This is a genomic window from Rhodococcus sp. T2V, from assembly GCF_029269925.1.
Lineage (GTDB): Bacteria > Actinomycetota > Actinomycetes > Mycobacteriales > Mycobacteriaceae > Rhodococcus_F > Rhodococcus_F koreensis.
On sequence record NZ_JARJBD010000007.1, the window covers coordinates 115,157 to 139,910 of the forward strand.

At 68.1% G+C, this 24,754-nt stretch carries 23 protein-coding genes; 13 read left to right on the top strand and 10 right to left on the bottom strand.

All coding sequences use genetic code 11. From position 1 onward, the window contains the following. Positions 1-127 precede the first annotated feature (127 nt). On the top strand, positions 128-1,342 hold the full coding sequence (locus P3H15_RS09080) for an acetyl-CoA C-acetyltransferase (RefSeq protein WP_276136905.1): 1,215 nt from the start codon (positions 128-130) through the stop codon (positions 1,340-1,342). 68 nt (positions 1,343-1,410) lie between these two features. Here P3H15_RS09080 and P3H15_RS09085 read toward each other — a convergent pair whose 3' ends face one another. After that, positions 1,411-2,205, bottom strand: a complete 795-nt coding sequence (locus P3H15_RS09085) for an LLM class F420-dependent oxidoreductase (protein ID WP_276136906.1) — start codon at positions 2,203-2,205, stop codon at positions 1,411-1,413. A 107-nt stretch (positions 2,206-2,312) separates the two neighbouring features. Between P3H15_RS09085 and P3H15_RS09090 the strand changes: the two genes are divergently transcribed. Together P3H15_RS09090 and P3H15_RS09095 are read left to right on the top strand one after the other, a co-directional pair. Further along, complete coding sequence (locus P3H15_RS09090; protein WP_276136907.1) at positions 2,313-2,792, top strand: nitroreductase family deazaflavin-dependent oxidoreductase; 480 nt, start codon at positions 2,313-2,315, stop codon at positions 2,790-2,792. An 18-nt stretch (positions 2,793-2,810) separates the two neighbouring features. Then, a complete protein-coding gene (locus P3H15_RS09095) occupies positions 2,811-3,305 on the top strand; it encodes an MFS transporter (protein ID WP_276136993.1) in 495 nt (164 codons plus the stop codon). A gap of 297 nt (positions 3,306-3,602) precedes the next feature. Here the strand turns inward: P3H15_RS09095 and P3H15_RS09100 are convergent, their stop codons facing one another. Both P3H15_RS09100 and P3H15_RS09105 read right to left on the bottom strand, forming a co-directional pair. Continuing rightward, positions 3,603-4,127 (bottom strand): TIGR04338 family metallohydrolase, encoded by a 525-nt coding sequence (locus tag P3H15_RS09100; protein WP_276136908.1) that lies wholly within the window; start codon positions 4,125-4,127, stop codon positions 3,603-3,605. Next, on the bottom strand, positions 4,124-4,942 hold the full coding sequence (locus P3H15_RS09105) for a DUF2786 domain-containing protein (protein ID WP_276136909.1): 819 nt from the start codon (positions 4,940-4,942) through the stop codon (positions 4,124-4,126). Before P3H15_RS09105 ends, P3H15_RS09100 begins: the two co-directional genes overlap by 4 nt. Positions 4,943-5,218: 276 nt before the next feature. Here P3H15_RS09105 and P3H15_RS09110 point away from each other — a divergent pair, with 276 nt between their 5' ends. The 7 genes from P3H15_RS09110 (at position 5,219) to P3H15_RS09140 (ending at position 13,901) form a co-directional block, all read left to right on the top strand. Then, positions 5,219-6,292, top strand: a complete 1,074-nt coding sequence (locus tag P3H15_RS09110; RefSeq protein WP_276136910.1) for an ABC transporter ATP-binding protein — start codon at positions 5,219-5,221, stop codon at positions 6,290-6,292. A 335-nt stretch (positions 6,293-6,627) separates the two neighbouring features. After that, the gene (gene tnpB / locus P3H15_RS09115; protein WP_276136911.1) at positions 6,628-7,995 is read left to right on the top strand and encodes an IS607 family element RNA-guided endonuclease TnpB; all 1,368 of its coding nucleotides are present in this window, start codon (positions 6,628-6,630) and stop codon (positions 7,993-7,995) included. Positions 7,996-8,115: 120 nt separating this feature from the next. Next, complete coding sequence (locus P3H15_RS09120) at positions 8,116-9,390, top strand: ABC transporter substrate-binding protein (protein WP_276136912.1); 1,275 nt, start codon at positions 8,116-8,118, stop codon at positions 9,388-9,390. 15 nt (positions 9,391-9,405) lie between these two features. Continuing rightward, entirely contained in the window at positions 9,406-10,455 is a 1,050-nt protein-coding gene (locus P3H15_RS09125; RefSeq protein WP_276136913.1) for a carbohydrate ABC transporter permease, read from the top strand. Then, positions 10,452-11,345: a carbohydrate ABC transporter permease gene (locus P3H15_RS09130; protein WP_276136914.1), complete on the top strand. Its 894-nt coding sequence runs from the start codon at positions 10,452-10,454 to the stop codon at positions 11,343-11,345. The genes P3H15_RS09125 and P3H15_RS09130 overlap by 4 nt, the downstream gene beginning before the upstream one ends. 12 nt (positions 11,346-11,357) lie before the next feature. Further along, the gene (locus P3H15_RS09135; RefSeq protein ID WP_276136915.1) at positions 11,358-11,549 is read left to right on the top strand and encodes a hypothetical protein; all 192 of its coding nucleotides are present in this window, start codon (positions 11,358-11,360) and stop codon (positions 11,547-11,549) included. 132 nt (positions 11,550-11,681) lie between these two features. After that, positions 11,682-13,901, top strand: a complete 2,220-nt coding sequence (locus tag P3H15_RS09140; RefSeq protein WP_276136916.1) for a transglycosylase domain-containing protein — start codon at positions 11,682-11,684, stop codon at positions 13,899-13,901. Here the strand turns inward: P3H15_RS09140 and P3H15_RS09145 are convergent. The 6 genes from P3H15_RS09145 to P3H15_RS09170 all read right to left on the bottom strand — a co-directional run bounded on the left by P3H15_RS09145 (position 13,898) and on the right by P3H15_RS09170 (position 19,624). Beyond that, entirely contained in the window at positions 13,898-15,148 is a 1,251-nt protein-coding gene (locus P3H15_RS09145) for a hypothetical protein (protein WP_276136917.1), read from the bottom strand. The genes P3H15_RS09140 and P3H15_RS09145 overlap by 4 nt on opposite strands. Before the next feature lie 156 nt (positions 15,149-15,304). Beyond that, on the bottom strand, positions 15,305-16,390 hold the full coding sequence (locus P3H15_RS09150) for an inositol-3-phosphate synthase (protein WP_276136918.1): 1,086 nt from the start codon (positions 16,388-16,390) through the stop codon (positions 15,305-15,307). Further along, positions 16,383-16,940 carry a PadR family transcriptional regulator gene (locus P3H15_RS09155; RefSeq protein ID WP_005264441.1) on the bottom strand — a complete coding sequence of 186 codons (558 nt, stop codon included), beginning with the start codon at positions 16,938-16,940 and terminating at the stop codon, positions 16,383-16,385. Before P3H15_RS09155 ends, P3H15_RS09150 begins: the two co-directional genes overlap by 8 nt. 181 nt (positions 16,941-17,121) lie before the next feature. Next, positions 17,122-17,913: a DUF1707 domain-containing protein gene (locus tag P3H15_RS09160; RefSeq protein ID WP_276136919.1), complete on the bottom strand. Its 792-nt coding sequence runs from the start codon at positions 17,911-17,913 to the stop codon at positions 17,122-17,124. 7 nt (positions 17,914-17,920) lie between these two features. Further along, on the bottom strand, positions 17,921-18,745 hold the full coding sequence (locus P3H15_RS09165; protein ID WP_276136920.1) for a DUF1707 domain-containing protein: 825 nt from the start codon (positions 18,743-18,745) through the stop codon (positions 17,921-17,923). Positions 18,746-18,769: 24 nt separating this feature from the next. After that, positions 18,770-19,624, bottom strand: coding sequence for a DUF1707 domain-containing protein (locus P3H15_RS09170; RefSeq protein ID WP_276136921.1), 855 nt, complete (start codon positions 19,622-19,624; stop codon positions 18,770-18,772). 88 nt (positions 19,625-19,712) lie between these two features. Here P3H15_RS09170 and P3H15_RS09175 point away from each other — a divergent pair, with 88 nt between their 5' ends. From P3H15_RS09175 to P3H15_RS09185, 3 genes are all read left to right on the top strand, one after another. Next, positions 19,713-20,144, top strand: a complete 432-nt coding sequence (locus P3H15_RS09175) for a DUF5318 domain-containing protein (RefSeq protein WP_072947293.1) — start codon at positions 19,713-19,715, stop codon at positions 20,142-20,144. A 399-nt stretch (positions 20,145-20,543) separates the two neighbouring features. Next, positions 20,544-22,820: a transglycosylase domain-containing protein gene (locus tag P3H15_RS09180; protein ID WP_276136922.1), complete on the top strand. Its 2,277-nt coding sequence runs from the start codon at positions 20,544-20,546 to the stop codon at positions 22,818-22,820. A 22-nt stretch (positions 22,821-22,842) separates the two neighbouring features. Further along, positions 22,843-24,456: a glycosyltransferase family 87 protein gene (locus P3H15_RS09185; RefSeq protein WP_276136923.1), complete on the top strand. Its 1,614-nt coding sequence runs from the start codon at positions 22,843-22,845 to the stop codon at positions 24,454-24,456. Here the strand turns inward: P3H15_RS09185 and P3H15_RS09190 are convergent. Next, positions 24,453-24,740 (bottom strand): CD225/dispanin family protein, encoded by a 288-nt coding sequence (locus P3H15_RS09190; protein WP_276136924.1) that lies wholly within the window; start codon positions 24,738-24,740, stop codon positions 24,453-24,455. The genes P3H15_RS09185 and P3H15_RS09190 overlap by 4 nt on opposite strands. Positions 24,741-24,754 lie beyond the last annotated feature (14 nt).

Here is a 24,754-nt window from a genome sequence, read left to right on the forward strand (position 1 = left end):
GGTTGACACCGCGCCGCGGCCGTGGTCAATATATGCAAATGCTTAGAAAATAAGCAGATGCTTAGAACTGAGGGGCTGCAGGTCCGCGCCGACTGCCGTCCACCACGTCAATCGGTAGGAGTTACCCATGCCCGAGGCCGTCATCGTTTCCATTGCCCGTTCCCCGATCGGTCGTGCCATGAAGGGGTCGCTGGTCGGCATGCGCCCCGACGACCTCGCCGCGCAGATGGTGCAGGCGGCCCTCGACAAGGTGCCCGCACTCGACCCGACCGACGTCAACGACCTCATCCTCGGCTGCGGTCTGCCCGGCGGTGAGCAGGGCTTCAACATGGGCCGCAACGTCGCCGTCCAGCTCGGCTACGACTTCATCCCCGGCACCACCATCACCCGCTACTGTTCCTCGTCGCTGCAGACCACCCGCATGGCGCTGCACGCCATCAAGGCCGGCGAGGGCGAGGTGTTCATCTCCGCCGGCGTCGAGACGGTGTCCCGGTTCACCGCGGGCAACTCCGATTCGCTGCCCGACACCCAGAACCCGCTGTACGCCGACGCGCAGACCCGCACCGAGAAGCTCGCCCAGGGCGGCCAGCAGTGGGTCGACCCCCGGCAGGAGGGCCTGGTCCCCGACACCTACATCGCGATGGGCCAGACCGCCGAGAACGTCGCCCAGGCCACCGGCATCACCCGCGAGGAGCAGGACCGCTGGGCGGTGCGCTCCCAGAACCGCGCCGAGGAGGCCATCAAGAACGGCTTCTTCGCACGGGAGATCACCCCGGTGACCCTGCCCGACGGCACCGTCGTCAGCGTCGACGACGGTCCCCGCGCCGGCACCACCTACGAGGCCGTCTCCCAGCTGAAGCCGGTGTTCCGCCCGGACGGCACCGTGACCGCCGGCAACGCGTGCCCGCTCAACGACGGCGCCGCCGCCCTGGTCATCATGTCCGACACCAAGGCCAAGGAACTCGGACTGACCCCGCTGGCGCGGATCGTGTCCACCGGGGTGTCCGGGCTGTCACCGGAGATCATGGGACTCGGGCCGATCGAGGCGTCCAAGCGTGCCCTCGCGATCGCGGGGCTGGGCATCTCCGACATCGACCTCGTCGAGATCAACGAGGCGTTCGCGGTGCAGGTGATCGGGTCGGCGCGGGAGCTGAACATCGACGAGGACAAGCTCAACGTCTCCGGCGGCGCGATCGCCCTCGGACACCCGTTCGGCATGACCGGCGCCCGGATCACCGCGACCCTGCTGAACAACCTGACCACCCACGACAAGCAGTTCGGCCTCGAAACCATGTGCGTCGGAGGCGGTCAGGGCATGGCCATGGTCCTCGAGCGGCTGTAGGCGGCTCCGCCGCCCGTGCGTGGTTGAGGAGTCTCTGGACTCGCTAACCACGCACGGGCGCGAAGCGCCTAGGCCAGGCCCGACAGCGGCGGCGGGGTGTTCTCGTCGCGCCAGGCGATGGCCTCCTTCAGCGTGCCGAGGTCGTAGTCGGGACCGCCCACACCCACGGTGAAGAGGGTGACACCGGCGTCGACGTGGGCCGCCGCGTCGTCGACACCCGGCCACGACGTCGAGTGTTGGATGCTTTCCGGGCTGCGTCCCGCATCGTGTGCGTACCCGGCGAGGATCGCCGACTTGCGTTTGTACGTGTCCATGTCGCTGAAGCTGTGCCAGATGTCGCCGTATTTGCCGACCAGCGGCAACGTCTTCTTCTCGCCGCCGCCGCCGATGAGGATCGGAATGTGCCGGGTGGGCGCGGGTTCCAGCTTGGCGAACCGGGCGGTGATCCGCGGGAGGTACTCGGCCAGCAGGTCGAGGCGCGACCCGGCGGTGCCGAATTCGTAGCCGTACTCGTCGTAGTCGCGCTCGAACCAGCCGGAGCCGATGCCCAGGATCAGGCGTCCGCCGCTGATGTGGTCGACGGTGCGGGCCATGTCGGCGAGGAGGTCCGGGTTGCGGTAGCCGGCGCACGTGACGAGCGCGCCGATCTCCACCCGTTCCGTCTGTTCGGCGAACGCCCCGAGCATCGTCCAGCATTCGAAATGGGCACCTGCGGGGTCGCCGTACAGCGGGTAGAAGTGATCCCAGTTGAAGACGATGTCGACGCCGGCGTCCTCGGCCCGCAGCACCGCGTCGCGGATCATCCCGTAGTCGGGCGCGTGTTGCGGCTGAAGTTGGACGCCGATGCGAACTGGACGAGTCATTCTGGCTCCTCGGAGTAGACGGTGGGCCTTCTCGATCCATACTGCTCGCGCGACGGCCGGGCGCACAACGAACCGCCGAGCGGACGGCGCCGTGGAACACTGGGCGTGTGAAGGTCACCCAGCGGCCCGACCCGCCCACCGGCTTCCGGCGGGCGTTCTTCCGCGCGCCGATCCACCTCTACCGCTGCCACCTCGGGTTCCTGCTCGGCGGCCGGTTTCTGCTCCTCGAACACGTCGGACGCAAGACCGGCGCCCGAAGGCGGGTCGTGCTCGAGGTGGTCAACCACGACGCCGTCGGCGACGGGTACGTGCTGGCCGCCGGGTTCGGTCCCAAGTCCGATTGGTACCGGAACCTGCGGGCGCAGCCGAACGCGACGGCCCAGGTGGGCCGTCGGCGACTGTTCGTGACAGCCGAATTCCTCGACGCCGACACCGGCGCGGACTTCATGGCGCACTACGCGGCGGAGCATCCGAAACTCGGGATGCGGATCGCCCGGGGCATGGGCTTCGACGTCGACGGCAGCGCGTCCGATTTCCGGGCGGCCGGCCGCGAGATCCGTTTCGTCAGGCTGCGCCCCCGCGTCTGACCCAGGCTCGGGTACCGGATCGGACGCCGCACCCTGCTGCTCCTCGGCGGCGCCGGGTTCGCCGCCGCGTCGGTGGTCGCCGCCTTCCCCACGAGTCCGGAGATGCTCATCGCCGCACGCGCCCTGCTCGGCATCGCCGGGGCGACGCTGGCGCCGTCGACACTCGGCCTGATCAGCACGATGTTCCGCGACGCCAGGCAGCGGTCGGTGGCGATAGGACTGCTGCTCGTCCTCGGGCCGATTCTGCTGCCCGACGAGCGCGACCCGGCGGCAGGTCGCGTCCACCCGACCAGCGTCGACCGGACGCTCGTCCGCAACCGGGCGTTCACGACCGTCGTGATCAGCATGATGCTGGTGACCGTCATCGGATCGCTGATGTTCTTCACCGCCCAGTTCCTGCAACTCGGCGCCGGTCTCGCACCGTTGCAGGCAGGGTTCGCGATGCTGCCGGCGGCGCTCGCGGCGATCGTGAGTTTCGGTGGGGCTCCGCTACTCGCGCAACGCCGCTCGTGACCCTCGGCACCGGGATCGTCGTCGGTTCGGTGCCCAGCGCGAAAGTCGGTTCGGCGGCCGCGATGTCCGAGACGAGTGCCGAGTTCGGGCTCGCCGTCGTGGGCAGTCTCGGGTACCGCACTCGGCTCGCCATCGCCCCGGACGTTCCCGGTGAGCTGGCGGACGGGGCACGCGAAAGCCATGCCGGCGCAGCGAATTCGGCCGCGCGACTCGGGCCCGGCGGCACCCTGAGCGGGCGATTGTGCCGCCCGTCGCCTCGGGTGCACCGAAAGGTACGTTCGCCCGGAAGCCCGGGCGTCAGTTCAGCCGCACCCCGCCTGCCAGGAGCATGGTCCGCAGGACGAACGCCGCCTCGGGGCCGATGATTTCTCCGACCAGGGTGAGGTAGCGGTCCACATATTCCGGTCCGTGCGGCGCGACGGTCGGGTAGTCGGGATCGGACGGGTCGAGGTGGTGGGCGATCTCGTGCAGCACCACCAGTTCGCGGAACGCCCAGGCGTTGCCGTTCCGGTGCTCGGGTACGGCGATTGTCGCGCAATCGCTTTCGTAGTGCGCAGCCTTGTTGCCCGACCTCGCCCGGACGTGGATCGGGGTGGCCGCCCGCGTCCACGTGGACCGCACCCAGTTCAGGGCGAGCACCTGGTCGACGTAGTCCTGCACCGAATCGATGGACGCGAACTTGCGTTCCACCGGCAGCGTCACCTGCGAACCCAGGACGTCGACGGCCCGCAGCCCGCGTTCGTCGGCGCGGTCGAACATGGTGCGCACCAACGCTTCCGCGTCGTAGACGGCGGTGCGCTGGGTGTCGCGGGGCCGCTTCACGACGGTATCTGTCTGCGTGCGACAGACAGTTCGGGGGAATTGCTCAACCGTGCGGTCCGGGCGGCGCGATCCCCCGCCCGCTGTGCACTCGACGAATGTCCGGCGGACGCCCGGCCGCCGCGCCACGTGCCGCGGGCCTGTGAGTTCTCCGAGTAGTAGTCCTTCAGTTCGAGCTGTTTGTCGCGCAGGACCAGTGCCGTCTCCGCCGACGACTCCGGCACCGACACCGCTTGCTCCTCGGCCTCCTTCTTGGCGTCGGCGAGGCGCTGCCCGATCCACGCGGCGTAGGCGAGCTGGAAATTCAACCGGGCGGTGACGCCGGCGACGGGGCGTCGCACCCGGGTCGCGACCCGGCGGCGTCCGCGCGTCTCGACCTGCGTCCGGACCGTCGTCTCGTCGCGGTACTCGCCGGACTTGATGTAGGCGTCCGATGCCCGGACCATCTGGATCAGCAGGCTCGCGTAGAGGGCCTCGCAGATGTCGATGTCGCCGGCGAACCCGTACGCGTAGATGACGGCCGACGTCTGGGCGATGTCGCACTGCACGTCGTTGGCGGCGGCGATCACCAGGAACAGCTGCGCGTACGTCCGCAGACCCTTCTTGCCGGGTTCACCGATCGTGATCAGCCGTTGCGTGGGCGTCGCCCGCTTCTCCCGGCCCGCCGCGTGGGCGCGCGCCACCGCGAGGTCGATCGAGGAGGCGGTGGCGAGCCGCTGGGCCGCCGCCATGAAGGCCTCGCCCTCGTGCGGGTTGTCGGTGGATTCCGCCTGCCGGAGGAGCCCACCGATGCGGGTCAGCATCTTGTCGGAACTCACCAGGGCAGGCTACGCCCGTGAGTGGTTGACGAGTCCTGACACTCCTTAACCGCGCACAGGGCGCGAAGCGCCCTGTGTTCACACGGTATTCACGCCCCCGTTTCATTGCGGCGTTCATCCCCAGCTGTGGAGAAACCTGTACATGAATCCGACCAACATGATTCGGACCGAGGGGAATTCGTACCGGACCAACCCACAAGTGAGTGAGAAAGTGTGTCAACAGGTACATTTTCACGCACCTGAGCGCGGCGCCGGGTAGAAGGGACTTCGACGTTCATGGCCACAGTGACCTATGACGGTGCCACCTGCCTGTTCCCCGGCTCGGACAAGCCGGCCGTCGACACGCTCGACCTGAAGATCGAGGACGGCGAGTTCCTGGTCCTCGTCGGCCCGTCCGGCTGCGGCAAGTCGACGTCGCTGCGGATGCTGGCCGGGCTCGAGGACGTCCACAGCGGGCGGATCCTCATCGGTGACCGCGACGTCACCACGCAGGAACCCAAGGAACGCGACATCGCGATGGTGTTCCAGAACTATGCGCTGTACCCGCACATGTCGGTGGCCGAGAACATGGGTTTCGCGCTCAAGCTCGCCGGCGCCGCGAAGGACGACATCCGCACGCGGGTCGAGGAGACGGCGAAACTCCTCGACCTCGAGCCGTACCTGGACCGCAAGCCGAAGGCGCTGTCCGGCGGTCAGCGGCAGCGCGTCGCGATGGGACGCGCCATCGTCCGGCAGCCGCAGGTGTTCCTGATGGACGAGCCGCTGTCCAACCTCGACGCCAAGCTCCGGGTGCAGACGCGCACCCAGATCGCGCAGCTGCAGCGGCGCCTCGAGACGACGATGGTGTACGTGACGCACGACCAGGTCGAAGCCATGACCATGGGCGACCGGGTGGCCGTGCTCAAGGACGGGGTGCTGCAGCAGTGCGCGTCACCGCGCGACCTCTACAACCGGCCGGCGAACGTGTTCGTCGCCGGTTTCATGGGTTCGCCGTCGATGAACCTCTTCACGCTGCCGATCACCCCGGACGGCGTGCTGCTCGGCGACGCGAACATCCCGCTGCCCCGGCAGCTGCGTTCCGACTCCGACGAGCGTCAGGTGGTCGTCGGGATCCGCCCGGAGCACCTCGAACTGTCGACCACCGGCATCCCGATGGAGGTGGCGGTGGTGGAGGAACTCGGATCCGACGCCTACATCTACGGCCGCAGCACCGTCAACGGGGAGGCGCAGCAGTTGGTGGCCCGCGCCGACTGGCGGAATCCGCCCCGCAAGGGTGACCTGGTGAAACTGCACGTCGACCCGTCGCAGGTGCACCTGTTCTCGGCGTCCGAGGGGTACCGGCTCAGCTGATCACGGCGTCTCCTGACCGATTCAGGTCGGGGGTAATGCAAGCGTCCAGAATTCAGGGTGAAACTGCGTGGTGCTGTGAAAGGCGTGTCGTCGCACTCGCGCCCCGGACGAGGGCTTGGTGGCGAACCGAGCTGGATGGGTGCCCGGCTGCCGGGTGTGCTGTCCGCAATCGGCTCGTTCCTCGACAAGGCCGCGTCGGCGTGTTCTGTTCGCCGAGGTGTGATGGTTGTGTCGTAGTGCCCCTCTATGGTGACAGGAGTTCGCAATCAGACAGGGGTGGGGATCGGGATGTTGCCGGGTTTCCCGATCCGCGCGAAGTTCGGATTTGGGGGTGGGTGGTGATCCGTGCGTATCTGTTCGCGTTGGATCCGACCGCGGATCAGGTGGAGGCGTTGCGGTCGCATTGCGGTGGGCAGAGGTTTGCGTTCAACTGGGGGTTGGGGCAGATTAAAGTGAATCTTGATCAACGGGAGGCGGAACGTTCCTACGGCATCGACGAATCGGATCTGACCCCGTCGGTCTCATGGTCGGCATATAGCCTGCGCAAGACGTGGAACCAGGCCAAAGAACACGCGGCGCCGTGGTGGGTGGAGAACTCGAAGGAGGCGTACTCCTCAGGGTTGGCGAACCTCGCGACGGCCCTGACGAACTGGTCGAATTCCCGATCTGGGAAGCGTAAGGGGATGAAGGTGCGGTTCCCGAGGTTCAAGGGCAAACGCGCACCGCTGTCGTGCCGGTTCACCACCGGCGCGTTCGGGTTGGTCGACACCGATCGCCGGCATGTGAAACTCCCCCGGATCGGGATCGTGCGGACCCACGAGTCCACCCGCAAGCTCGCTCGCCGCATCGAGGCGGGGACTGCGCGGATCCGGTCGGCCACCGTCACGTTCCGGTCCGGTCGGTGGTTCGTGACCTTCTCTGTGGACGTCGAACGAATCCACGAACCGATGCAGTCGGAATCGGTGGTGGCGGTGGACCTGGGTATCAAGTCCCTCGCGGTCCTGTCCACCGGCGAGGTGGTATCGAACCCGAAGCACCTCGAACACGCTCAGAGGGAGTTGCGGCGGCTGGGGCGTCAGGCCGCCCGGCGGCTAGGACCGGATCGGCGCACGAAGCAGGTGCCGTCGAATCGGTGGCGACAGACCCAGGCGCGAATCGCTCGCCTGCACGCGTACGTCGGCAACGCTCGGCAGGACGGGTTGCACAAGCTGTCGACGAGTTTGGTCCGCAGGCACGCGATCGTGGTGGTCGAGGACCTGAATGTGGCCGGGATGGTCCGCAACCGCCGCCTGGCCCGGCACATCGCCGGGGCGGGCATGGGCGAGTTCCGTCGGCAACTCGAGTACAAAGCCGATTGGTCCGGGGTGCGCGTGCACGTGGCGGACCGGTGGTATCCCAGCTCCAAGACGTGTTCGGCATGTGGTGTGGTGAAAGCCAAGCTGCGCCTGTCCGAACGCATTTTCACCTGCGAATCCTGTGGGATTCGTATCGATCGTGACTTCAACGCGGCCCGCAACCTTGCGGCCCTGGTGCAGGCGTCCTCCCCGAGTTGCGGGGCGACGGAAAACGAGCCCGCTGGAAACCCACGTCAGACCCGCACCGCGCGGGCAACGGGTACCGCCACGGGAAGACCCGCTCCACGTGGTGCGGGTCAACGTCGGCACCGCAAGGCGCCGACTCAGGACACGTCACGTGTTCCTTGAACGGTAATGCCGGACAGTGGCGGTGTTCCATGCCACAGTATGTTCCGACGCCGCAGCGGTGCCTCGAAATCTCGTCGCACCGTGGCGGGGTTCATCCACCTTTACCCACGGGGAGACTCCATGGTTCAGATTTCGAGAGCGGTCCGGCGCGCCGCGGTGTTTGCCACCGCCGCCTCGCTGGTCACGCTCACCGCTTGCTCGAGCGACAGCGGCAGCGATTCCACGTCGGAGAACCTCGACGGTCGCGGACCCATCACGTACGTCGAGGGCAAGGACACCACCGAGACCGGTGTCGTCCGCCAGATCATCGACGCGTGGAACGCCGAGCACCCGGACGAGCAGGTGACGTTCAAGGAGCAGTCGAACGACGCCGACCAGGCGCACGACGACCTGGTCCAGCACCTGCAGGCCAAGCAGTCCGACTACGACGTCGTCGCACTCGACGTCCCCTGGACCGCGGAGTTCGCGGCCAAGGGCTGGCTGCAGCCGCTGACCGGCGAGTTCGCGGTGGACAACACCGGAATCCTCCCCGCCACGGTCGACAGCGCCACCTACAACGGCACCCAGTACGCGGCGCCGAAGAACACCAACGGCGGCCTGCTGTACTACCGCAGCGACCTGCTGCCCGCCGCACCGAAGACGTGGACCGAGCTGGCCGCCGCGTGTGAGGTCGCCAAGACCAACAACATCGACTGCTACGCCGGTCAGTTCGCACCGTACGAGGGTCTGACGGTGAACACCGCCGAGGTCATCAACGCCTACGGCGGCTCGTTCGTCGGCGAAGACGGCAAGACCCCCACGATCGACAGCCCCGAGGCCCGCGCCGGCTTGCAGGTTCTGGTCGACAACTTCAAGAACGGCGACATCCCGGCCCAGGACACCACGTTCAAGGAGCCCGAAAGCCAGAAGGCGTTCGAGGACGGCAAAGCGCTGTTCCTGCGCAACTGGCCGTACGTGTACGGCACCGCCGACAAGGATTCGTCCGCGGTGAAGGGCAAGTACGCGGTCGCCCCGCTGCCCGGCAAGGACGGCATCGGCGCCTCGACCCTCGGCGGCTACAACGCGGCCATCAGCGCGTACTCCGAGAACAAGGCGACGGCCCGCGACTTCCTGACGTTCCTGCAGGGTGAGCAGGCGCAGCGGATCATCGCCATGGGCTCGCTGCCGCCGGTCCGCGCCGCACTGTACGACGACCCGGAGATCATCGCGGCCTTCCCGTTCATGCCGACGCTGAAGGTGTCGATCGAGAACGCCGTCCCGCGTCCGGTCACGCCGTTCTACCCGGCGGTGTCGAAGGCCGTGCAGGACAACGCCTACGCTGCCATCAAGGGTGAGAAGTCGGTGGATCAGGCGATCACGGACATGCAGTCCGGTATCCAGTCCGCAGGCTCGTAGAGCACAGGAGTGAACATGGCCGTTCCGACTGGGACCACCAGTGGAGCGCCGGCCCGTACCGCGGCCGGGGGTTCCGACCCCGGCCGCGGTTCGCGTGAGAAGGGCGAGAACACGCGAAGCTCCGGGCTGAGCGGTCGTCGCGCGTGGATGTTGGTCGTACCGACGCTCGTCGTGCTGGCCGTCGTCATCGGCTACCCGGTGGTCCGGGCAGTGGTGATGTCGTTCCAGAAGGACGCGGGGCTCGATCCGACGACCGGCATGTTCGTCGAGGGCGGCTGGGCCGGATTCACCAACTACACGCACTGGATCCTGCAGCAGTGCACGTCCCCGAGCGGGGTGGCGGTCGCGTGCCCGCCCGGCACGCTCGGCTCCCAGTTCTGGTCGGCCGTCGGGAACACCGCGTTCTTCACGGTCGTCACGGTGGCTCTCGAGGTCGCGATCGGCCTGTGGATGGCGATCATCATGGGCAAGACGTTCAAGGGCCGCGCCCTGCTGCGCGCGGCGGTCCTGATCCCGTGGGCCATCCCGACCGCGGTCACCGCCAAGCTCTGGTACTTCATCTTCGCCTACGACGGCATCGCCAACCGCCTCCTCGGCACCGAGATCCTGTGGACTTCGGACGCCTGGCCGGCCCGGTTCGCGGTGATCATCTCGGACGTCTGGAAGACCACTCCGTTCATGGCCCTGCTGATCCTCGCCGGGCTGCAGATGATCCCGCAGGACGTGTACGAGGCGGCGCGGGTCGACGGCGCCTCCGCGTGGCAGCGGTTCCGTCAGATCACGCTCCCGCTGGTGAAACCGGCGCTGATGGTCGCGATCCTGTTCCGCACCATGGACGCCCTGCGCATGTACGACCTGCCCGCCATCCTGACCGGCGGCAACCCGGCCACCACGACGGTGTCGATCCTCGTCGTCGACCAGGTGCGGCAAGGGTTCAACAGCGCGTCCGCACTCTCGACCATCACGTTCCTCCTGATCTTCGCGGTGGCATTCGTGCTCGTGAAATTCCTCGGCGCCAATGCCGTCGAAACTCAGGAAGCCCAGCGAAAGGGCCCGAAGCCGTGACCCACCGCGCCCCGGAGCTCGAACTCCCGAGCAAACCCCCCGCCCGGAACCGTCCGAAGCGGGTCGCGTTCAAGAACTCCCGCATCTACATCGGCGTCGCGATCATCCTGGTCTGGGGACTCGCGCCGTTCTACTGGATGATGGTGACGGCGTTCCGCGACCCGGACTACACGTTCGACACCACCCCGTGGCCCACGCACGTCACGCTGGAGAACTTCCAGAACGCACTGTCGACGAGCAGCGGCAACAACTTCACCCGCGCCGTCGTCAACAGCATGATCATCGGCGGAATCACCACCGTCATCGCCCTCGCCGTCGGGATCTTCACCGCCTACGCGCTGGCCCGCATCGAGTTCCGGTTCAAATACGTGGTGGTCGGCATCGTGCTCGGGGCGTCGATGTTCCCGGTGGTCGCCCTGGTCACCCCGCTGTTCCAGCTGTTCACGAACATCGGCTGGATCGGCACGTACCAGGCGATGATCATCCCGAACATCTCGTTCGTCCTGCCGCTCACCATCTACACGCTGACGTCGTTCTTCAAGGAACTTCCCTGGGAACTCGAGGAGGCGGCCCGCATCGACGGCGCCAGCCGCGGTCAGGCGTTCCGGCTGGTGATGCTGCCGCTGGCGGCGCCCGCCCTGTTCACCACGGCCATCCTCGCGTTCATCGCGACCGTCAACGAGTATCTGCTGGCCAGCCAGCTCTCCAGCGACGCCACCGAACCGGTCACGGTCGCCATCGCCCGGTTCTCCGGCAACGACCCGCACGTCGTGCCATACGCGGCGATCATGGCGGCGGGCACGATCGTCACCATTCCGCTGGTGATCATGGTGCTGCTGTTCCAGCGTCGCATCGTGTCGGGCCTGACGGCCGGCGGCGTGAAGAGTTAGGCGGGATCGGTCGTGCATCCGGTGGCGAAGCGGCAGCGGCTCGAGGTCCTGATCGGGATCCTCGGGTTCTTCACGGTGATGGCGTTCGTCGCCGCGGTCGTCGAGGTGTTCCGCGGCGACCCCGGCGTCACCCCTGCGCTGGTGTTGCTCGGGTGCCTGGTGCTGTCGGGGCTGGCGATCACCGCCCGGAAGCGGGTGTGCTGAAACAGTCCGGTCGGTACGGATAGTTGCTGAGCGATAGCGCGCCGCACGCCACGCCTCCGGTCGTTCACATAACATACGTGCGGGTGGGTGCGACGATCCTCCGTGACCGGATAACTGACCGGGAGTGTGTAAGTGAGTTCAGGCAACGACGCGACGGACAATCGTGCCTCCGATCCGGGAGACACACCGCCCGCAGACGGCGGTTCGGCCGAGACGACCACCCCACCACCGGACGGGAAGAAGCGCACCCGGTGGCGCACGGTCCGCCGGGTGAGCCTGGTCGTGATCGCGTTGCTGCTGGTCATCCCGCTCGTCGTCTTCCTGGTCAGTTACATCCGCGCCGAGGTCCCGCGGCCGTCGGACATGAAGACCAACCAGGTGGCGACCGTCTTCGCCGCCGACGGCACCACCGAGCTGGCCAAGGTGATCCCGCCGGAAGGCAACCGCACCGAGATCGCGCTCGACGCCATCCCCCAGCACGTCCGCGACGCCGTCCTGTCGGCGGAGGACCGCAACTTCTACTCCAACCCCGGGTTCTCCGTCACCGGGTTCATGCGCGCCGCCCGCGACAACGTCCTCGGCAAGGAAAGCGCGGGTGGCGGGTCGACGATCACGCAGCAGTACGTCAAGAACGTGCTGGTCGGCGCGGACCGCAACGTGTACCGCAAGATGCGGGAACTCGTGATCTCCACCAAGATGGCCCGCGAGTGGTCCAAGGACGAGATCCTCGCCGCCTACCTCAACACCATCTACTTCGGTCGCGGCGCGTACGGCATCGAGGCGGCGTCGCGCGCGTACTTCGACAAGCCGGTCGGCGACCTCACCGTCGCCGAGGGCGCGGTACTCGCCTCGGTGATCCAGAGCCCGTCCTACCTCGACCCCGAAGCGAACCTCGACCAGTTGCAGGCGCGGTGGAACTACGTGCTCGACGGCATGGTCTCGATGGGTGTGCTGAGCCAGCAGGACCGCAGTGCCGCCGAGTTCCCGGTCACGGCGCCGTCCAACCGGCCCACCGACGCCAACTCCGCGCCCGGCCCCGACGGCCTGATCCGCAACCAGGTGCTGCACGAGTTGTCGGACGCGGGGATCTCCGAGCAGACCCTCAACACGGAGGGCCTGCAGATCACCACCACGATCGATCCGAAGGCGCAGCAGGCCGCGATCGACGCCGTCCACGACAATCTCGAGGGTGAGGATCCGGCGCTGCGGACCGCGGTCGTGTCCGTCGACCCGCGCACCGGCGGTGTGCGTGCGTATTACGGCGGCGAGGACGGCGCCGGCTTCGACTACGCGCAGGCGCCGCTGCAGACGGGGTCGTCGTTCAAGGTCTTCGGCCTGGCCGCCGCACTCGATCAGGGCATTCCGCTCTCGGCCCGGTTCAACAGTGCCCCCCTGACCGTCGGCAGTGTGCAGATCGGCAACGTCGAGGGCGAATCCTGCGGCACGTGCACCATCGCGGAGGCGACGAAGCGGTCGCTGAACACGAGCTTCTACCGGTTGATGATGTCGATGGACAACGGCCCGCAGGCCATCGCCGACGCCGCCCACAAGGCGGGCATCCCGGACTTCATTCCCGGGGTGCAGGGCAAGACGCTCAGCGAGAACGGCGGCGAACCGGAGGGCGGCATCGTCCTCGGCCAGTACCTGTCGCGGCCGATCGACATGGCGTCCGCGTACGCGACGCTCGCCGCGTCCGGGGTCTACCACCAGCCGTATTTCGTGCAGCGGGTCGTGACCGCCGACGGTGTCGTGCTCCTCGACCGGGCGCCCAGCCCCGGCGAGCAGCGACTCGACGCGGCCGTCGCCGACAACATCAGTCAGGCCCTGATGCCGATCGCCTCGTACTCGCGGGGTCACGCGCTGGCGGGGGGACGCCCGTCCGCGGCCAAGACCGGCACCGCACAACTCGGCGACACCGGTGAGAACAAGGACGCCTGGATGGTCGGGTACACGCCGTCGCTGTCGACGGCGGTGTGGATCGGTAAGGCCGACGCCACGGCCATCAACAACAGCTGGGGTGGGTTGATCTACGGTTCGGGTCTGCCGTCGGACATCTGGAAGGACACGATGGACGGCGCACTCGACGACACCGACTGGGAAGACTTCCCGTGGCCCGACCCGATCGGCGGCCAGGCCGGTGTGCCGACCTGGAGCGGTCAGACCGGCGGCGACGGAACGGCTCCCGGCACCAGTGGCGCCGTCCCGCCGCCCGGCGCGCCCACGCCCGCACCGGTCGAGGTACCGCCCCCGGCGACCGTCCCGGTGCCGCCCGTCCCGCCGGTGCCCGCACCCGTCCCGGCGCCGACCCAGATCGAAATCCTGCCGGGCGTCATCATCCCGCTGCCGGGTTAGCCGAGGTTCTGGAACCCGCCGCGCGGCGGAGTTCGGTGCGGCAGCACCACAACTCGCAGCGCGGCGCGGAGGCTTTCCTTCGTCTTGGCCCATGCCCTCGCCTCGTCCTCGCACATGTCGGCCTCTTCGGCGTCCTCTTCGCGGGCGAGTTCGGCGTTGTGCCGCCACTCGATCTCCTGCTCGGAGCAGAGGCGGAGGAATTCGAGGATGGTGTCGCGGTCGCGTCCGCAGATTTCCGCGACGTCGTCGGGGTCGAGGCCGCTCTCGGAGTCGAGGTGGATCAGGGTCACGAGGGCGGCGGGGAACTCGTCCGCACATTCGTGTTCGGCGGACGAGGACGTGGCCTCGGGTGTGGAATTGAGTTTGCCGCCAAGCCTTTCGGCGAACGCGTCGTCGACGGTGTCCACGAAATGCTCGAACATCCGGAACATCGACACCAGATGATCGGCGACGAACGGTGATCCGTCGACGCGCATGACGGCGACCACGTTGTCGACGATGAGCAGGAACTTGATGTCGGGCCACTGGCGATTGAGGTCGGCGAGCGCCTCCGCCGTGCGCGTGCGGTCGCTGATCGTGTGGACCACGCGGGCGAACACCTCGACGCGGGCGTCCTCCTCGATGACCCGCACATACGTGGGGAGGTCGCCGACCCACACGAGGATGTCGCCGTCCGCGTCCTTGCCCGGTTCCTGTTCGAGCATGGCCTCGACCGCGGCATCGACACGGTCGCGCAACCCGGTGCCGTCGCGCAGCTGGGCGGGGACGTCGGCGGTACCGAACTCGGCGGTCTCGCCCCGTCCGCCGGTGATGGCCTTCAGGAACGAGGGATGCGGAAGGTCCCAGATCTCGCGGAACAGGGTGACCGTCATCGACGCCAGCAGGTGGGCGTCGTCCCGGTCGGCGTCGAGGTAGTACGACGCGGAACCGTTGCCCTCGTCGGCGTGCTCGCACAGGTCGGGTCGGTTCCAGCCGAGCTCGATCAGCCGTTCGTGCTCCTCCGCGGTGAGTGCCCGCGCCGGGTGCAGGAAGCGGTTCGACGGCACCTCGCACCGCACCTTGTCGCCGGCCCAGGCGAAGAAACGCACACACGCGGCGGTCTCGACGAGGCCCTCGTCGACGCTGTCATACTGCGACTGCAGCACCAGTTCGTCGTCGTCCTCCATCGCGTGCACGTAGCCGGCCAGACGGTCCTGGAGCTCGGTCCAGGCGTCGTCGATCTCGCGATCGAAAGTGTTGTCGGACATCACGCCTCCCTCGATAAATCCTGGGTGTCACCGTAGAGGGAGGGTCTGACAAGAAGTCGAACACAAAGGCGAATGCACCTTTCGTCGCCGTGAAGACGACGAAAGGTGCATTCGCCGGGAGCTGAGCGACCTATGTGCTCAGTACAGCTGTGTGGATTACTCCGCGTCGATGATGAACGCCTCGAGCTCGGCGCGAGCCTTGTCGTCCGCCATCTGGACCGGCGGGGACTTCATCAGGTACGCGGACGCCGGGTAGACGGGTCCGCCGATGCCGCGGTCCTTGGCGATCTTGGCTGCGCGGACGGCGTCGATGATGATGCCCGCCGAGTTCGGGGAGTCCCAGACCTCGAGCTTGTACTCCAGGTTCAGCGGGACGTCACCGAACGCGCGACCCTCGAGGCGGACGTACGCCCACTTGCGGTCGTCGAGCCAGCCGACGTGGTCCGACGGGCCGATGTGCACGTTGCCCGGACCGAGGTCGCGGGTCAGGTTCGACGTCACGGCCTGCGTCTTGGAGATCTTCTTCGACTCCAGGCGGTCGCGCTCGAGCATGTTCTTGAAGTCCATGTTGCCGCCGACGTTCAGCTGCATCGTGCGGTCGAGCTGCACGCCGCGGTCTTCGAAGAGCTTCGCCATCACGCGGTGGGTGATGGTGGCGCCGACCTGCGACTTGATGTCGTCACCGACGATCGGGACGCCGGCGTCCTTGAACTTCGCGGCCCACTCGGGGTCGGACGCGATGAAGACGGGCAGGGCGTTGACGAACGCGACACCCGCGTCGATGGCGCACTGGGCGTAGAACTTGTCGGCGTCCTCGGAACCCACGGGCAGGTACGAGACCAGCACGTCGACCTGGGCGTCCTTCAGGGCCTTGACGACGTCGACGGGCTCGGCCTCGGAGATCTCGATGGTCTCGGCGTAGTACTTGCCGATGCCGTCGAGGGTGGGGCCGCGGAGCACCGGAACGTCGGCCGGCGGGACGTCGGCGATCTTGATGGTGTTGTTCTCGCTGGCGAAGATGGCCTCGGACAGGTCGAATCCGACCTTCTTGGCGTCGACGTCGAACGCGGCGACGAACTGCACGTCGCGCACGTGGTACTTGCCGAACTTGACGTGCATGAGGCCGGGAACGGTCGCCGTCTCGTCGGCGTCCTTGTAGTACTGCACGCCCTGAACCAAGGACGAGGCACAGTTCCCCACGCCCACAATGGCTACGCGCACCGCGGTGCTGTTCTCACCCATGGTCGGGTTCTCCTTTTTTCTTAGGTGTTGCTGTCGATTGCTCGGCGGCGATCAGCTCGTTGAGCCAGCGCACTTCACGCTCGCTGGACTCGAGACCGAGCTGGTGGAGCTGCTTGGTATAGCGATCCAGCGTGCCGCTCGCTTTTCCGATCGCGTCGCGGAGTGCCTCCCGGCGCTCCTCGACCTGGCGTCGTCTGCCTTCGAGAATCCGCATCCGCGCCTCTGCGGGTGTGCGGCTGAAGAAGGCGAGATGAACGCCGAATCCGTCATCGGTGTAGTTCTGCGGACCCGTGTCGGCGACCAGTTCCTTGAACCGCTCCTTGCCGATCGGCGTGAGCTGGTAGACGCGGCGGGCGCGACGCTTGACGGTCCCCGGAGGACCTGCGTCCTCGGCGATCAAACCGTCCGCCTGCATGCGTCGGAGCGTCGGGTAGAGGGAACCGTACGAAAAGGCGCGGAATGCACCCAGGAGTCCCGTCAACCGCTTGCGTAGCTCGTATCCGTGCATGGGCGACTCGTGGAGCAGCCCGAGAATTGCCAATTCGAGCATGTCCACCCCCTGAGTCGCCCGACCTAACCGTGTGATGCGATTCAAAACTATATCGCACCGATATATACGACGATACGCCCGCTCGATACATGGGACAAGCCGTCACAGGTTGTCGACCCTGGTCCGGGCGCGCGGAAGCGCCGACGACGTTTCAGGGGGGGCGGGACAGCCGCCCGGACGCTCAGTCCTCGTACGGGTAGATGTCGAACGGCTCGCCGTCGAATCCGACGACCATGTGCCCGCTGTCGCCGTCGGCGTTCTTCACGTGGATGGAGATGGTCGGCGGACCGTCGTCGGAGCCGGGTTCGTAGCCGAAGGACACGATCTCCACCGCACCGTCGGGGACGCGCAGGGTTTCGGGTGCCCCGGCGAGCAGTCCGGCGATCGCGACCTGGTCGACGGTGCCGAGATCGAAGGACCTCTCGTCGGCGGCGCGGCTCGAGGAACTGCCCCAGTCGTCGAACTCGCCGTCGTACAGGTAGGAATCGGACTGCCTGGCGTTGCCGGCGGCAGGCCGGTCGACGACGGCGTGTTCCGGGTAGAGGCCGAGGTCGTCGGCGACGGTGTCGCCGTACTCGCCGCGGTATTCCTCGAGGAAGAAGTGCAGGCCCGCGCCGGTGGTCAGGTTCGGCACCGATTTCGACGGGCCGAGGTCGCTGTTCGCGACGGCTCCGGCGATTCCGCCCACGGCGGCCGCGGCGAAAACGAGGATCGCCGCGTACACCCATCGCCGGGGCGATCGGCGGCGGCGCGGCGACACGACGGGGCTGGCCGCGAGCCGGCTGGGGATCTGCAGGTCCCCGATCAGGCGTTCGAGTTCGTCGAACGTCTTCGCCCGCATCGCGGTGGACGTGCGGGAGGCGTGTTGCGAGGCGGACAGTTGACCGTCGGCGAGGGCGGCGTCGAGCAGCCCGCACGCGTCGGCGCGGTCGGAGTCGCGGGCGCGGATACCGGCGAGTGTGGTCCTGGGCATCTGCGTCCTATCGGCCGAACGGGCGGACGCTCAGTGGTTCACCGGACGGGGTGAGTTCCATGTATCCGCTCTCGCTGAACTCGTTGTTCACGTAGATCGACACGGTGGGGCCGGCGCTGTCGGTCTGGAACGAGATGTGACTGACCTTTCCGTCGGGGACGTTCAGGCTCACCGGGGCGCCCGCGACCGTTCCGCCGATCCTGTCGAGGTTCAGCGTCGTCAGGTCGAACACGGGGGTGTCGACCTTCCGGGTGGTCGGGGTTCCGGACGGCGTGAACCCGCCGCGGTAGCCGTAGCTCACCATCCGGTTCGGTTCGAGTGGGAGCGCGCGTTCGAGGCTGGCGTGGCCGCCCTCGTAGAGGGTGAGGTCGTCGACGATCAGGTCCCCGAACTTGGCGCGGTACCGGTCGAGGAACACCTTCATGCCCTCGGGGGACACGGGGTTCGGGGTCGCGACCACCAGCGGTTCGACGGCATCGAAATCGATCTGCTGCGCGACGGGCGTCACGGTGGCGTCCGCGTCGTCGCCGTCGGCGAGGGTGAAGGCGCCGACCGCCGCCACGACGGCGACCGCGGCGACGGCGAGCGGGAACCAGGGCCTGGCGGTGTCGCGCGGGGGCCGGGCGTCCGGCGGTGCGTCGGCTGGCCGCTGCAGGTCACCGACCAGAACGTCGAGGTCGGCCAGGGTGCGGGCCTCCGAGGCGAGGTCGGACATCGCGCGGTGCTCGGCCTTGGTGATCTGGCCGTCGCCGAACGCGGCATCGAGCAGTGCGGACGTGTTGGCTCGATCGACATCACGTGCCCGCGTGTTCGGCGGGTATCGGCTGGCCACCCGAGGATCTTAGAGCGCGACGCCCTAGTTCGCGGGGTTCACCTGCCAGACGTCGCCGCCGAGGGTCGCCCGCAGGTAGCCGCCACCGGTCCGGGCCTGGTCGTAGACGTACACGTTGATGGTGGGTCCCTTGCCGCCGTCGGCGAGGAGGACGTGCCCGATGCTGCCGTCCGGGACGCCGACCAGCCGCGGTGCGTCGGCGATGAGCGCGACGAGTGCGGGGACGTCGACCTGGGCGAGGTCGACCTCGCCGGTTCCGGGGAGGCGCTGCGTGCGGGTGCCCGACGTCTTGAATCCGCCGCGGAAGTCGTACCGGTCGACCTTGTCGGGGGCGTCGGGCGCCGTCCGCGACAGGATCGCGTACTGGTCGTACAACCCCAGTTCGTGGACGGTGAGGTCGCCGAACTTCTGCCGGTACTGCTCGAAGAGGGCGTAGATCCCGTCCTGGGTGAGGGGCTGCGCCGCGCCCACGATGATCGGTTCGACGGCGGGCACCGCGACCTCCGGCTCGGCCAGGGGCTTCTCGACCTGCGCCGGGACCGGTGTGACGACGGGGTCCGGGCCGTCCTGCTCGGTGAGGGCGAGACCGATCGCGCCGACCGCGATCACAGCCCCGCACGCGACCGCGATCCGCAGCGCCCGCCGGGGTGATCCCGGGGTCCGGACGGGTGACTGTTCCGTGACCGCCGAGGGCAGCTGCAGGTCGCTGATCAGCAGGTTCAGCTCGGCCAGGGTCTTCGCGGACATGGCCTGGGCAGACCGGTCGTGGTACTCGCCGGCGCCGAGCTGGCCGTCGGCGTACGCGGCGTCGAGTCGGCTGCACGCGTTGACCCGGTCGAGGTCACGCGCGCGAGTCTGCGAGGACGGTCCTGAGGCCACATCGGCATCGTAGTGCGGTAACCGTGTTTGACCAGCGTCACTCGACCGACCCCTTCTCTCCGAACGCGACGCACGTACTCTGGTCTCCGTGCGGATACAGCGGCAGGTGGTGGACTATGCGCTTCAGCGCCGGTCTCTCCTGGCCGAGGTCTACTCGGGCAGGACGGGTGTCAAGGAGGTCTGCGACGCCAGCCCCTACCTGCTTCGTGCCGCAAAGTTCCACGGCAAGGGCAGTGACGTGGTGTGCCCGATCTGCCGTAAGGAGCAGTTGACTCTCGTTTCCTGGGTCTTCGGCGACAAGTTGGGCCCGGTGTCGGGTTCGGCTCGTACGGCCGAGGAGTTGGTGCGTCTTGCGTCCACTCAGGAGGAGTTCTCGGTTCACGTGGTCGAGGTGTGCCGGACATGCAGCTGGAACCATTTGGTTCAGTCCTATGTTCTCGGTACCGTGCCCGCACCGAAACGGCCCAGGCGGTCGTCGCCACGGCCTCGGCCTCCGAGCCGTCGCACCGCGAGCGAGTAGACACGCCCGAACACGGACGCGGGCCGAAGAATGCCCACAGACGTAACGCAGGACTGAAGCCGGTCCACAACCACTGGAGATTTGTACGTGAGTTCCCCCCGCAGCAACGCCCCGGGTGATCGACCGAACGGACCGAGACGACCGAGTGGCCCCCCGCCACAGGGACGCCCCGGAGGTCCACCACCCCGCGGCGGACAGCCTGCGGGTGGACCCCCGCCGGGCCGATCGGGCGGCACGCCGCCGCGACGGATGCCGCCTCCGCCCCCGCAGGGTGGTGGCCGTCCCCCCGGCCCGCCGCCGCGTCGCCCCGGCCCGCCGCCGCAGGGTGGTGGCAGGCCGCCCGGTCCCCCGCCGCGCCGTCCCGGGCCCCCGCCCGGACGTCCCGCGGGTGCGCCCCCGGTGGCGCGTAACCAGTCGGGCCCCGGCGGGCGCCCGCCGGGACCGCCGCCGTCGAACGGCCGCAAGACCGGTGGCGGCCGCGGTGGCGAACCGCCGAAGGGTGGAAAGAAGGCGGCTGTGAAGAAGTCGCGGTGGAAGGTCGTGCGCCGGACGGCGTACGCGTGCGTCGCGCTGGGTCTGATCATCCCGATCCTGCTGTTCATGGCGGCGTACGTCGTCCAGGACGTTCCGCGTCCCGGCGACCTCAAGACCAACCAGGTCGCCACGATCTACGCGTCCGACGGCACGTCGGTGCTGAGCAAGGTGGTGCCGCCGGAGGGCAACCGCACCGAGGTGACGCTCGACCAGATCCCGAAGCACACCCGTGACGCGGTGCTCGCTGCCGAGGACCGGGACTTCTACTCGAACCCCGGCTTCTCGATCGGTGGTTTCGCGCGTGCCGCCCGCGACAACGTCCTGGGCAAGGACAGCGCCGGTGGTGGCTCGACCATCACGCAGCAGTACGTGAAGAAGACGATGGTCGGTTCCGAGCGTTCGCTGACGCGAAAGATGAAGGAACTCGTCATCTCGTCGAAGATGGCCCGTGAGTGGTCCAAGGACGACATCCTCGCCGCGTACCTGAACACCATCTACTTCGGGCGTGGTGCGTACGGCATCGCGGCCGCGTCGAAGGCGTACTTCAACAAGCCCGTCGACCAGTTGACGGTCGAGGAGAGCGCGGTGCTGGCGTCGTCGATCCAGCTGCCGTCGCTGCTCGATCCGGAGACCAACCCGGAGGGCGCGCAGGCGCGCTGGAACTACGTGCTCGACGGCATGGTGTCGGCGGGGACGCTGCAGCAGTCGGCCCGCTCGGTGATGCAGTATCCGCCGTACGTGCCGATCGCTCAGGTCGACAACGGCAACCAGGATTCCGGACCGGAGGGTCTGATCAAGAACCAGGTTCTGCGGGAGCTCGGTGAGGCGGGGATCAGCGAGCAGCTGCTCAACACCGAGGGCCTCGAGATCACCACCACGATCGACCCGGTCGCCCAGGCGGCGGCGGTGGATTCGGTCCGCTCGAACATGGAGGGTGAGCCGGAGAACCTGCGCACCGGTGTCGTGTCGGTCGACCCGAAGACGGGCGCGGTGCGGGCGTACTACGGCGGCGAGGACGGCGGCGGTTACGACTTCGCGAACGCCGGCCTGCAGACCGGTTCGTCGTTCAAGGTGTTCGGTCTCGCCGCGGCCCTCGACCAGGGCATCCCGCTGTCGCAGATGTACGACAGCTCGGAGCTGACGGTCAACGGCATCACCATCAGCAACGTCGAGGGCGAGGGTTGCGGCACCTGCACCATCGCCGAGGCGCTGAAGCGGTCGCTGAACACCAGCTTCTACCGTCAGGAACTCGAACTCGACGGCGGACCGCAGGCGATCGCCGACATGGCCCACAAGGCGGGCATCCCCGAGGAGATCCCCGGTGTCGGGCCTTCGCTGACCGAGCCGGACGGCAGCGGTCCGAACAACGGCATCGTGCTCGGCCAGTACCAGTCGCGGGTCCTCGACATGGCGTCGTCGTACGCCACACTGGCCGCGTCGGGCACGTACCGTGCCCCGCACTTCGTGCAGAAGGTCGTGAGCGCGGACGGGACGGTGCTGCTCGACCGCGGCGGCGACACCGGTGAGGACCGCATCGACAAGGACGTCGCCGACAACGTGACGTCTGCGATGGAGCCGATCGCCGGGTACTCGCGTGGCCACAACCTGGCAGGCGGACGCCCGTCGGCCGCGAAGACCGGTACCGCGCAGCTCGGCGACACCGGAAAGAACAAGGACGCCTGGATGGTCGGGTACACCCCGTCGCTGTCCACGGCGGTGTGGGTCGGCACCACCGACGGTCAGGCGCTGGAGAACAGCGGCGGCGCCATGATCTACGGTTCCGGTCTGCCTTCCGACATCTGGAAGGACACGATGGACGGCGCCCTCGAGGGCACCGACGTCGAGAAGTTCCCGAAGCCGGGTGCGATCGGTGGTCAGTCGGGTGTCCCGGCCTATTCGGCGCCCGCACCGACCAAGACGTCGGCGCCGCCGTCGAGCACGTTCCAGTTGCCGACGGAACTCGTGCCGCCGGTGGTCGTGACGCCGTCGCCGGTGGAGATCCTGCCCGGCATCACCATCCCGATCCCGGGACTGGCACCGCGGCAGACCACCCCGGCCCCGGCCGTTCCGGCGGAACCGGAGACGACGACACCGCCGAACGCCGGTAACGGCAACGGCCAGCAGCAGGTTCCGACCCGTTAACGGCGACCGGTAGCCTCGCGGAGTGGCCGACAACCGTGACGCGCACGCCGTCCGAGACGCGGGCGAGACGGAATTCGTCTCGCCCGCGCCGCTGGCGAAGGATCGGCGTTCCGCGGATTGGCGGGACCTTCCGGGCCGCACCGACCCGCTGACCGCCGATCTGTCCGGCGTGATCGGCGGTCCGGTCGGACGGCACGCGGTCGTCGGGCGCAGCCGGTTCTTCACGCCGATGCGCGCCATTCTGTTGCTGGCGATCGTGTTTCTCGCGCTCGGCTGGTTCGCGAAGGCGCCGTGCATCCAGCAGGCTCCCGTCGGTGAGAACGGTGCGCTCGGGCTCGACTGGAGCGGCAGCAGGCAGTACGTCGCGATGTGTTACTCGGACACGGTGCCCCTGTACGGGGCGGAACGGTTGAACGAGGGCGCGTTCCCCTACAAGAAGTGGTGGGAAGAGACCGCCGGCAACGGCCAGATCCAGCGCCGCTACATGGAATACCCGGTGATCTCCGGGCTCTACCAGTACGGCGCGATGACGATCGCGAAGTCGTGGGATGCGGTGCACTGGTTACCCGGTGCCCTGCAGGTCGCGATCTATTTCAACGTCGTCGCACTCGGTCTGGCGCTGGCCTGGCTGGTCACCGTCTGGGCGAGTGCGCTGCTGGCCGGACGCCGGATCTGGGACGCCGCGCTGATCGCCGCGTCCCCGCTCGTGATCGTGCACGCGTTCACGAATTTCGATCCCCTCGCAACGGCTTTCGCCGCGGGCGGACTGCTGGCGTGGTCGCGGAAACGGCCGGTGCTCGCCGGGATCCTGCTCGGGCTCGGCGGCGCCGCCAAGCTGTATCCGCTGCTGCTCCTCGGACCCCTGCTGGTGCTGTGTCTGCGCACGGGCCGGGTGCGGGACTGGTCGGTGACCGCACTGACCGGGGTCGGCGCGTGGATCGCGGTGAATCTGCCGATCGCCGTGCTGTTCCCGCGTGGCTGGGCCGAGTTCTTCCGGCTCAATTCCGAACGCGGCGCCGACCCCGACTCCGTCTACAACGTCATCTCCTCGTTCACGGGCTGGACCGGATTCGACGGCATCCTGGCGGCCGGTCAGGCGCCCACCGTGCTCAACGCGGTGTCGTTCCTGCTGTTCGCGCTGGTGTGCGTCGGGATCGGGTATGTCGCGCTCACTGCGCCGAGACGGCCGCGGCTCACCCAATTGTGCTTCCTGCTGGTCGCGGGTTTCCTCCTCACCAACAAGGTGTGGAGCCCGCAGTATTCGCTGTGGCTGGTGCCGCTGGCCGTGCTCGCGTTCCCGCACCGGCGGATCCTGCTGGCGTGGATGACGATCGACGCACTCGTGTGGGTGCCGCGCATGTTCTACTACCTCGGCGTGGCCGATAAGGGGCTCCCCGAGCAGTGGTTCACCGCCGCGGTGGTGGTTCGCGACGTCGCGGTCGTGGTCATCTGCGCGCTGATCCTCCGCCAGATCTACCGGCCCGACGAGGATCTCGTGCGGTACGGCTTCATCGACGATCCGGCGGGCGGGGTGCTCGACCAGGCGCCCGATGCGCAGCCGCGGTGGCTTCCTGCCTGGCTACGCCCGCGGCCACCGGTAGAAGCGGCTCCCGCTCACGGTGTTTCGCCAGGCTAGGGCTTCGACAACACCAGTGCCGCCCCGACCGCGAACACGGCGATCGAGACGCCGAGGGCGATCGCGCGGATCGACCACTGGCGGGCGTCGGCGGCGGCGCGCACCGACAGGTCGTACTCGCCGCGCTCCCACAACCGGTGGACGGTGAGCGCACGCAGCAGCGCGACGATGCCGAACGGCACGAACGCGACAATCGCAAGGACGGCGAGCGGCAGACTGCTGGCCGGCGGCGGTGCCAGCGGCCCGCGGTAGTCCGCCCCGGTGTCCTGCTGCTGCGACGTCATGCGTTGCCTCCCCG

Bases quoted from the DNA above. Each gene is read 5' to 3' on its own strand.
- P3H15_RS09080 (WP_276136905.1), top strand. From the start codon at position 128: ATGCCCGAGGCCGTCATCGTTTCCATTGCCCGTTCCCCGATCGGTCGT.
- P3H15_RS09085 (WP_276136906.1), bottom strand. From the start codon at position 2,205: ATGACTCGTCCAGTTCGCATCGGCGTCCAACTTCAGCCGCAACACGCG.
- P3H15_RS09125 (WP_276136913.1), top strand. From the start codon at position 9,406: ATGGCCGTTCCGACTGGGACCACCAGTGGAGCGCCGGCCCGTACCGCG.
- P3H15_RS09150 (WP_276136918.1), bottom strand. From the start codon at position 16,390: ATGGGTGAGAACAGCACCGCGGTGCGCGTAGCCATTGTGGGCGTGGGG.
- P3H15_RS09120 (WP_276136912.1), top strand. From the start codon at position 8,116: ATGGTTCAGATTTCGAGAGCGGTCCGGCGCGCCGCGGTGTTTGCCACC.
- P3H15_RS09160 (WP_276136919.1), bottom strand. From the start codon at position 17,913: ATGCCCAGGACCACACTCGCCGGTATCCGCGCCCGCGACTCCGACCGC.
- P3H15_RS09110 (WP_276136910.1), top strand. From the start codon at position 5,219: ATGGCCACAGTGACCTATGACGGTGCCACCTGCCTGTTCCCCGGCTCG.
- P3H15_RS09155 (WP_005264441.1), bottom strand. From the start codon at position 16,940: ATGCTCGAATTGGCAATTCTCGGGCTGCTCCACGAGTCGCCCATGCAC.
- P3H15_RS09145 (WP_276136917.1), bottom strand. From the start codon at position 15,148: ATGTCCGACAACACTTTCGATCGCGAGATCGACGACGCCTGGACCGAG.
- P3H15_RS09190 (WP_276136924.1), bottom strand. From the start codon at position 24,740: ATGACGTCGCAGCAGCAGGACACCGGGGCGGACTACCGCGGGCCGCTG.